This window comes from Rhodopseudomonas sp. B29, assembly GCF_000333455.1.
GTDB lineage: Bacteria > Pseudomonadota > Alphaproteobacteria > Rhizobiales > Xanthobacteraceae > Rhodopseudomonas.
The window spans coordinates 1-8,436 of sequence record NZ_BADD01000245.1 but is presented as its reverse complement, the minus strand read 5'-3'; the positions used below and the strand labels follow the sequence as shown (position 1 = coordinate 8,436).

Here is an 8,436-nt window from a genome sequence, read left to right as displayed (position 1 = left end):
GTATGCGAGCCGTCACTGCTCTGAAGCGCCTGGATGTAGTGGAAGCCAAGCTGAGGGGTGTAGGACTCCGAACACGAAATCGTACCTGAATTGCCAGAGGTGGCGACGCCGCCCAGCGAGGCGGCGCGTTCGTAGGTAGTGGTGCGGTCGAGGGCGAATCCGAAGCCGCCATAAGAGCCCGAGGCGGCGGCGATCAGCACGTAGCTCGACATCCTGACGCCGACGCCCTCTTCGGCGAGACCGCTGACGAAGCTGACGCGGTTGTTCAGCCCGCCCCCCGGCCCGCTGGCGTGGAAGGGCTCGACGGCCGTGCTGGCACTGGCCGTCCTTTTACATGTGCTGTCGGTGACGGAGGTCTCGACCGCGACGCGGTTGTACATGTTCCAGACCCCGAACCAGGCGCCGCCGCCACCCGCCGCGGCGCTGCCGGGAATCCAGTCGAACTGCGCCGACGCGTTGCTGCGGGTGGTGCCCACATAGGTGCCGCGCTGCGCCGCCGGCCCGCCGGCGATGGCCACCGCATTGACCAGGAAGCCGTCGACGCGTTGCAGCGCAGTGCCGGCGCTGCGCGCGGTGTCGCTGCTCCAGTCCGGCCCGTGCGACAGCCGCAGCGTGCCGCCGCCGTCGCACCAGACGAACCAGTCGTTGACCTTGCCGGCGCCGATGGCGGCAGGATTGACGGTGGTGTCGGTGGTGGCGGCGGCGAGTTCGGAGAACGCCACCGGCTTCATCGCTGTGCCGTCATAGAGCGGAATCGTGCGGCCGAGATAGGGCGTGTAGTACAGCGTGGTGCGCCCTGCCTGCGCGCTGGTCATCACCGGCGCCCCGCTCTGCAGGCTGAGCCGCCCCTGCGGCGCCGTCACGGCGCTGGCGCCGCCGCGTCCGCCGGCGATAGCGTACCAGCGCTGCGCGGTGCCGTCGTAGCGCAGCAGCGCCGCCTGTTTGGCAGCCACGGCGAGATTGCCGCCGAGTGCGAAACGGTTCGCCGCCGCTGAGGCCGCAGCCTCGTCGACCAGCGTCACCGTCTCACTGCCGACATTGATCACGCAGATCAGCCGCCCCTCGGCGCCGCCGCCAAGACCGCTCACGCTGCGCGGCACATCGGCCGAAAGCTGCAGCACCGCCGCGGAGGCCAAGCCGGCCGGGGCGTAGTCGTTGTGATCGGCGGTGAGCGGCGGCGGCGCGGCGATGCCGGCGAGCGAAAGTCCGCGCGGCAGCGACACATTGCCGGTGACCTGATCGATCACCAGCGCCTCGCTCCACGCAGCGCCGTCCGGCGACACTTTCAGCTTGAACGCATCGGAGCCCACCAGGCCGAATTCGGCGCGACCCGAATAGGCATCGGAGAACACCACCGAGGCCGCCTTGCCCGCGCTCTCCTTGGATAGTTGCAGCCGCACATCGCCACTACCACCTTCGGCCCCGGTGATTGCCGCGAACAACGCCGCGTTGGACTTGACGCTGAGCAGATTGGCTGCGTCGGCGCTGGTGTTGATGCCGATCCGCGCGGCGTTGTCGAGCGACACCGGCAGGTTGCGCAGATCTCGCCAGACAGCGCCATCGAACACCAGCAGCACGTTATCGGCGATCGACCACACGCACCAGCCGGCGGCCGGCGTGATGAAGTCCCAGCCGCCGGCGCCGAAATGCGCGATCGCGTCGACGTGCCCGCTCCATGCGCCGCTCGCCCCGTCGGCGACGATGTGGCGCTCACCCTCGATGGGCGATGCCGGCGGCGCGCTGCGGCTGCGGTCCGCCACCGCGATCTGGATCAGCGCATCGAGCCGCTGCAGCGCCTCGTTGTGAGTGACGTGCTTCTGCGCCTGACCGGCCGCGATCAGCGGCAGGCCGAGATTGGTGGTGTCGGTCATCCGATCGTCCCTGCTTGGTTAGATCGCGAGAGTCGCCGACGCGGCGAAGCCGGCGCCGACGGTGGCGGAGTTCTGAGCGACGCGGACGCGCAGCAGCGACTGAGCCGCACCGAAATCGGCGATCTCGTCGGCCGCGGCGTACACGGCCCGCGGCTCCGTGACGGCGATGCTGCGGATCACCGCGCCGGCGGCGCCGAGGATATCGACCTGGTAGGCCTCGCTGGCTTCGCCGAGCGGCACCTCGCCGTCCCAGTCGTCGCCGTCGATCCGCGTGCGGCGGATCCAACTCATCGCAATGCCGGCGGGGGTCCGCTTGGCCTTCAGATGCACCGGCGCAAGCGGCCGCAGCGCCGTCGCGCCCGGCGTGACCGTCAGCGCGACGGCGCTCGGATCGTCGTGACTACGCCCCGTCGCGACGACGCGGAGTCGCAGGGGCCGCCCCGATGCATCGCCGCCGCGCGCCAGCGTCACCAGATTGCGGTCGAGCAACACGAACGCCGCGCCCGCAGCGACGGGATCGCGCATCGCGTAGTCGGTGCCGGCCTGGCCGCGTAGCAGCCGTGACAGCAGATAGGTGTTGGTGTCGACCAGCTCGGCCGCGGCGAATTGCAGGATCTCCCACTCGCCGTCGTCGTTCTGCACCGCCGCCGCATTGGAGCCGCCGAGCACGCGCGCGTCCGACGCCGAGGTCAACACGCCGCCGCCGATCCGCACGCGAAAATGCGTACCACGATCCCACAACGCGGTCGGCCCCCGCGGCACCGGATCGAGCGTCTCGCCGATCACGCAGCGCACCGGCGCAGTCGCGATCGGCTGATAGCTCGCACCATCCGCGGAGCTGTAGATCACCTCCGCGACGGGCCAGGGATTGGCGAACACCGCAAGCCGGGTCAGCACATCGGCCGCGCTGGTGTCGATCACCGGCAGATCGAGCGTCACAACATGCGCCGGCCCCAGCGCCGGCGGAAGCGCGGGCGCTGTCATTCGGGCCGCGCGCTGCGGCGCCGCGAACACCTCGGGGTCGATGCTGCGCGCCTTGACCTGACGCGAGCCGGCATCGACCAATTCGTCGATCTCGAACAATCGCCGCCGACCGTTCAGCGTCAGGGCCACGACGTCGCCGGTCGACAGCCTCGCCAGCGAAGGCCCCAGTGCGAAACTCGCGGTCTCGCGGCCGGCCCACAGATCCTGCAGAAAGATATCGGCCCGCCGCGCGGCCGCGGCGTCATTGGTGATCACCGCCAGCTCGGAATGCACCGTGCGGTTGGCCCCGCCGACGAGGCGCCGCGATGTCGCCGCGGCGCGCCGATAGTCGGCGATGGCGTCGGCAAAGCCGAACGCGACGTCGTGCGGCAGCTCGGTTTCCTGAGCCCGCGTCAGGCGCGACGGCGCGCCCTTGTCCGGCAGCACCAGATCGTCTTCGCCGAGTTCGGCGACCGGCGCGCCGCCGCGCTGGATGAAGCGCAGCGTGCCATCCGCCGCGGTGGCGTCGAACGCATAGGCCATCGCCAGCGGCTCGATCATCGCGCGCGGCGTCATCGGCCGGTCGACCACATAGCCGTCGCAGGCCTCGCGCAGCGCACTGCTGTCGACGCCACCGATGCCTGCGTCCGAAACTAATCGCGCCACCAGTGCGTCGAGCGGCGCGCCGCCGAAGCGGCCGTTCAACCAGTGTCCGGCCTGCCAATTGGCGCCGTCGCTCCAGACGTCGAGCGCAGCCGGAAACACCGGGAACGGCCGCGCATCCCAGGTCCACAGATGGATCGCCGAGGGATCGATCATGCGCCCGCCATAGTGCGGCGACACCGGGTTGCGGGCGTCGCTGGCGCCGAAAGCGGGATCGAAGCCGCGCAGGATCGCCTCGAGATAGCGCCGCTGCATCAGGTCGTCGCGGTCGCCGCTGGAGAAATACGGCGCGAAGTTCTCGCTCGATTTCGGATCGGGAAACACGCTGGGCTGGTTGGCGCCCTTGTCGACCGCCGGGCAGCCGACTTCGGTCAGCCACACCGGTTTGCTCATCGGCGCCCAGCCGGTCGGCGACGGCAGTTCGGTGCCGCCGACGCGCTCATAATGCGGCTGCGACCAGAAATTCCAGATGTCCTTGACGCGGAACGTCCACGGCTTGCCGAGCCCGTCGGTGATCGGCGTGCGCGCCTGCGCGGCGCGCGCCGTGTCGTCCGCGTAGTACCAGTCGTAGCCCTCGCCGGCCGCGAGATTGCCGGCGAGGTAGCCATGATCGTAGGTCGACGTCGCCACGGCCGAATCCAGATGGCCGGCGTCGTCACGCCAATCGGCGAGTGGCGCGTAGTAATCGATACCGATGGCACCGATCGCATCCGAGGCCCACAGCGCATCGAGCGGAAAGCGCAGCTCGGAGGCATCCGGCGTCACCGCATCGGCGCCGTATTCGGTCCAGTCGGCGCCGTAGGTCACCAGCGTCCCGCCGCCGACGATCGCCTTGACGTCGGCGGCGAGCGCGACCAGTTGCTGCACGGCCGGGTAGACGCCCGAGGCCGAGCGCACGCGCGTCAGGCCGCGCAATTCGGACCCGATCAGGAAGGCATCGACGCCTCCCGCGGTGGCGCACAGTCGCGCGTAGTGCAGAATCATCCGGCGATAATTCCATGCACCGCCGGCAAAGAACTGCGCCACCTGATCGGCTGCCGCCGCCGTGCCCTGCGGCGAGCCGCCGACGCCGGCCGCCGGATCGCAGGTGATGCGGCCACGCCAGGGATAAGGCGGCTGCGGAGCGCCCCCGGTCCACGGATTAGGCAGCGAATTGCCCGCGGTGATATCCATCACCACGAACGGGTAGAACGTGATCTTCAGCCCGCGGGCCTTCAGCTCGCCGATCAGATGCACCACGCTGTCGTCCGACGGCGTGCCGCCATAGGCAGGGCGGCCGTTGACCTGCGACACCAGCCAAGCGGTGCTGCGGGTCGCGCCGTCGACCGACCAGGTGGCGCGGTCGAGCATCTTGGCGCGATTTTCGACGCCGGGCCGGATCGTGCACTGCGCCGCGCGCAGATCGCAGCCGAACCACGCCACCACGATAGCGACGCGTTCGAGCAAAGGGCAGCAGCCCTGCAGATCGTCGAGCGCCGCGATCAGGTCCGACCGCGCATGCGAGACGTGGCGGTTCTCGGTCGTCGCGTAACCCTTGCCGACCATCTGCACGAGCGTCGACGGCTCGTAGCCGAATTCGGTGGTGCCCGGGATCAGCGTCACCGCGCGCGTCATTGCTTCCAGCGCGCCGATCGGCCGGATGATCTCGAACGACAGCTGCGGAATGCGATTGCCGAAATCGGCCAGCGCCAGTCGTTCGAACACCACATAAGCCAGCCCACGATAGGCCGGCGCGTTGCCGCCGCCTTGCTTGGCGACGATCAGATCGTCGGGCGTCTGATCCTCGCTGCCGCGATGAACACGGAAGTTCACCGCCGACAGATCCAGCGGCTTGCCGTCCGCCCAAATCCGGGCGACCCGTCCGATCGGCCCCTCGCAAAGCCCGACGGCCAGATTGGCGAAATACGTGTACGTGGTCGTCGTGGTCGTCGGGCCGCCGAAGCCTTTGCCACCGGACGAGCTCTGCTGTGTGGTGACCACTTCCTCGAGCCGTGTCGCCCAGATCACCTGTCCGGACAGCCGGGCGCGGCCATAGACACGCGGAATCGGTGCGCCTTCGGTCGAAGCCATGATGTCGAGATCGGCGAGCCGAGGCCCTTCGACCTTGCTGTCGCCGCCGCCGAACAGCGCGTTGTCCAGGACGTTGCCGGCGAGCGCGCCGGCGATACGCCCAGCAATCGCGCCGGCGGGACCGAACAACGCACCGACAGCTCCGCCGGCGACGGAAAGGACTAGTGAGGCCATTGGAAAGTCTCATCGGAAGGACGCTCTGCACAAAATGAACGAGAGCGTTCGGGAACAAGGCGGTTGCAGGCAGGAGAACCGGCGGGATCTGCGTGCTACTTTCGACCAACCCACGACGGAAGTACTAGTCGTGCCGCGTTGACGGGAGCCGCGGTAATTGCATCGTAGCGACCAGCGCGGCACCAGCCACTTTAGGATCGAGACATGCAGGAAGTGGTGACGGGCGTCGGAGCCGCGGCGGCAGCCTGGCTGGCACTGTATTTCGTCGGAAAACCGGTGGCAGCGCTCCAGCAACAACGCATCGCTGCGCTGCAGACAGCCGAGCGCTACTACGCGGTGAATCCGGCCGAGCCGGACAGTGCCGAGGCGGTGAAGGCCCTGTTCGAAGCCGGCGTTGCCGTGCGGACCTATGATCGCGCGTGGTCGACCGCGACGCGGCTGTGGTGCTGGGCCTGCGGTTACGACCTCGATCTGGCGTCGCAGTGCCTGTTCGGCCTGTCCGAAGGCCCCCGCGGCGAGATGGAGATCCCGCTCGAGGCCCGCCGCAACACACTCAATGCCCTCTATGTCGCGCTCGCGGCCGACAAGCATCTGTCGCGCGAGACCGTGGTGGCCATCAAGGACATGGTGGCGCAGACCAAGGCCGCATACCGGAACAAGGCGAGTGCCGAGGTGACGTCAGCTCCGGCTTCGACCGAGACGACATAGCCGCGGAAAGCTCCAATAGGGATCGCGACGGACTAAGTGTCCGCGCCGAGGCCGGGAAACGAAAAAGCATAAGCCAGCCGACGCCGCCACCACGGCGTGATCGCGATCTCGCACACGGCGGCGCCGTCGTGAGCGTGGATCATCGTGGAGGTCGATGCCGCGATCGCCGCGTGCTTGGCGATGCAGCCGTCGCTCCAGCGAAACAGCAGCACGTTGCCCGCGCCGAACTGATCGCAAGCCACAGGAACGAGATGGCGCAGCGCAGCCGCCGCCAGAGTTTCTTCGCCGCCCGCTTCGGCCCAATCCGGCGCATAAGCCGGCGCACGCTCCGGCTCGGCACCGATGCAGCCGCGCCAGACGCCGCGCACCAGGCCGAGACAATCGCAACCGACGCCTTTGACCGAGGCCTGGTGCCGATACGGCGTGCCGATCCAACTCCGCGCCTCGGCGACCAGAACCTCGCGCGTAATCACTCGCGTCATGACCGACCTCATCCTTTGCCGCCTCCGCCACCCTCGCCGCCGATTGCACCACCGGCATTGCCCGGCTCACCGGCCACTGGGTAGCTGATGACGAAGTCGTTGCCGGGGATGTGAGGAAAGCCGCGAAAGTTGGTGGCGTTGCCGAAGCGGTCGCGGCACGTCGCGAACAGCTTGTCACAGCCGGCCGTCACGACGAACGTATCGCCAGCCACGATCGGCTCCGCCATCGCCTGCCACAACGACAGGCGGACGTCGCTGCCGACCAGCCGATGCTGCTTGATCTCGATCGCCGAGCCCTGGTTGGCACCGCCGGTCCACCGCAATCGGCCATCGGTGAACCAGCCGGCCGCAAAGCCGCCCAGACCCGCCACCGTCAGCGTCGTCACGCCGAGTGCGGCTGTCACGATGCCGTCGGCGCGCCATGTCCCATTGCCGAGGTCGACACGGCAGCGGCCATCGCCGAGATCGGCCCCGCAGCGCGCGGTGTAGAGCCGCCCGCTCTCCTGCGACAGCGCGTCGGCGAGACCGCGAAGTTCGGCCGCAAAACTCTGGCCTTCCCGCCGCACCTCACCGAGCGTGCTGCGTGCAGTGAGCAGACACAAAGACGGCTCGCTCCAATCCACCATCCAGGTCTCGACCGTCGCGGCGTCGTAACGCCCGGCAGCGAGATCAGCCTCACGAAGCAGATCATCACTCAGCGCGCCGGAGATCTCGGATCCGTCGACCGACAAATCGAAACGCTGAGAGGCCTCGGATGCTCCAAATCCTGTACCAGCGCGGCAGACGACGCCGTGCACCGCGAGATCGCGATCATGATCGGTGAAGCCGAGCACCGCGCCATCGCGTCGGCGCACGATCCAGCACTGCGCCAGTGTCGTCGCGCCGCAGTCGAGCTTCGCCTGCAAGGCGGATGGGATTGAGCGCATGGGATATCCCTTATGGCGTCTTTGACGGCGCGGCTGCGTCGGCGCAGTCGGTGCGCCTCTAGGTCGCCTCGGTCAGCCGCACCACGAAGACAGCGGACCTCACAGCTGCGACAATTCACACCATGAAGTTCTGGTCGGCAGCTGCCTTCAGACGGTTCCTGGTTCCGCCCAACAGCTTCGCGATGGACGACCGTGCTTGAAGCTTCAGTTATGCCGGTGTCCACCCCTCGGTCGCCGGATCACCGGTGCCGCAGAACAGCATGCACATTGTTCGCGAGGTGAACTAATCATTTGCAACCAGCTGCATTTGTGTGCAGCCGGGCCTTCCGGATTAACAAAATTCATGTAGAGAATTATTTCCATGAATTTGACTTAAGTCAACGACGCGATAATTTTTTCTGCGTGGACGCGGGACACTCAACAATGCTGCGCGATCAACTAACCAGCCTCTGCCCAGCTCGCGTTCGAGCCGAATGGTCAATTCGTTGATCGCCCTCCCTCCTCCAAGTGACGGCAAGGAGCGGCCAACCGGCTGATGATTCCGATGACGCGCGTCGCAATTGAGCACGGCCTGGTGCT

At 67.9% G+C, this 8,436-nt stretch carries 6 protein-coding genes; 1 reads left to right on the top strand and 5 read right to left on the bottom strand.

Translation table 11 applies throughout. The features are described from left to right. Positions 1–1,871 (bottom strand): DUF2793 domain-containing protein (locus I5M_RS30895; RefSeq protein ID WP_022721071.1); only part of this gene is annotated, 1,871 nt, incomplete at its 3' end. Between the two features lie 18 nt (positions 1,872–1,889). Beyond that, positions 1,890–5,741, bottom strand: a complete 3,852-nt coding sequence (locus I5M_RS08865; RefSeq protein ID WP_022721070.1) for a glycoside hydrolase/phage tail family protein — start codon at positions 5,739–5,741, stop codon at positions 1,890–1,892. A gap of 204 nt (positions 5,742–5,945) precedes the next feature. Here I5M_RS08865 and I5M_RS08860 point away from each other — a divergent pair, with 204 nt between their 5' ends. Beyond that, positions 5,946–6,449, top strand: coding sequence for a hypothetical protein (locus I5M_RS08860; RefSeq protein ID WP_022721069.1), 504 nt, complete (start codon positions 5,946–5,948; stop codon positions 6,447–6,449). A 32-nt stretch (positions 6,450–6,481) separates the two neighbouring features. On the opposite strand, the gene I5M_RS08855 is transcribed toward I5M_RS08860, so the two are convergent. The 3 genes from I5M_RS08855 to I5M_RS33345 all read right to left on the bottom strand — a co-directional run. After that, positions 6,482–6,931 carry an NlpC/P60 family protein gene (locus I5M_RS08855; RefSeq protein WP_031335924.1) on the bottom strand — a complete coding sequence of 150 codons (450 nt, stop codon included), beginning with the start codon at positions 6,929–6,931 and terminating at the stop codon, positions 6,482–6,484. An 8-nt stretch (positions 6,932–6,939) separates the two neighbouring features. Next, on the bottom strand, positions 6,940–7,857 hold the full coding sequence (locus I5M_RS08850; protein ID WP_022721067.1) for a DUF2163 domain-containing protein: 918 nt from the start codon (positions 7,855–7,857) through the stop codon (positions 6,940–6,942). Between the two features lie 331 nt (positions 7,858–8,188). Then, on the bottom strand, positions 8,189–8,436 hold a 248-nt coding region (locus I5M_RS33345), incomplete at its 5' end, for a hypothetical protein (RefSeq protein ID WP_210161617.1).